Source organism: Flavihumibacter solisilvae (assembly GCF_000814475.1).
In the GTDB taxonomy this organism is placed as follows: Bacteria; Bacteroidota; Bacteroidia; order Chitinophagales; family Chitinophagaceae; genus Flavihumibacter; species Flavihumibacter solisilvae.
In genome coordinates this window covers 1-1,301 of sequence record NZ_JSVC01000071.1, presented here as the reverse complement: position 1 = coordinate 1,301, position 1,301 = coordinate 1, and the positions used below count along the sequence as shown (strand labels likewise).

1 pseudogene is annotated in these 1,301 nt (G+C 48.8%); it reads left to right on the top strand.

From position 1 onward, the window contains the following. Positions 1–1,301: pseudogene (locus OI18_RS23475) on the top strand (hypothetical protein); the annotation flags it as partial.

The following is a 1,301-nucleotide window of genomic DNA, read 5'->3' as shown; positions in this document are numbered from 1 at the left end:
TTTACTTACAGCTGGAACACTTCACCGGTACAGACAACTGCTACTGCATCTAATCTTATCGCCGGAACCTATACGGTAACTGTAACCGATGCTGCCGGTTGTATCACTACGGCAACGGTAACGATCACCGAACCGCCTGTACTGGCTGCCACAACAGTTGGTAATAATGTTGACTGCTTTGGAACAGCTACTGGATCTGCTACTGTGAACGTAACAGGAGGGACCGCACCATTTACTTACAGCTGGAACACTTCACCGGTACAGACTACAGCAACAGCAACAGGCCTTATCGCCGGAACCTATACGGTAACTGTAACCGATGCAATGGGTTGTATCACTACGGCAACGGTTACGATTACTGAACCACCTGTACTGGCTGCCACAACAGTTGGTAATAATGTTGACTGTTTTGGAACAGCCACTGGATCTGCTACTGTGAACGTAACAGGAGGGACCGCACCATTTACTTATAGCTGGAACACTTCACCGGTACAGACAACTGCCACTGCATCTAATCTTATCGCTGGAACCTATACGGTAACCGTTACCGATGCAATGGGTTGTATCACTACCGCTACGGTAACGATCACCGAACCGCCATTGCTTGCCGCAAGCACTACCGCAAACAACGCTGACTGTTTTGGAACGGCCACAGGATCTGCTACCGTAAATGTAACAGGCGGCACCGCTCCATTTACTTACAGCTGGAATACTTCACCGGTACAGACAACTGCCGCTGCATCTAATCTTATCGCTGGAACCTATACGGTAACTGTGACTGATGCTGTCGGTTGTATTACAACTACTACGGTTACCATAACTGAACCACCAGTACTGAACGCTACTGCTTCCTTCAGCAATGTATCCTGCTTCGGAACAGCAACCGGATCTGCAATAGTGAACGTGAGCGGTGGAACTGCACCTTACACTTATTCCTGGAATACCCTGCCGGTACAAACTGGTGCAACAGCAACAGGCCTTACTGCTGGAACCTATACGGTTACGGTAACTGATGCTGCCGGTTGTATTACAACTACTACGGTTACCATAACTGAACCGCCATTGCTTGCCGCAAGCACTACCGCAAACAACGCTGACTGCTTTGGTACAGCAACAGGATCTGCTACCGTAAATGCAACTGGTGGTACCGCACCGTTTACTTACAGCTGGAATACTTCACCGGTACAGACAACTGCCACTGCATCTAATCTTATCGCTGGAACTTACATCGTAACTGTTACCGATGCAATGGGTTGTATCACTACGGCAACGGTAACGATCACTGAACCACCTGTACTGGC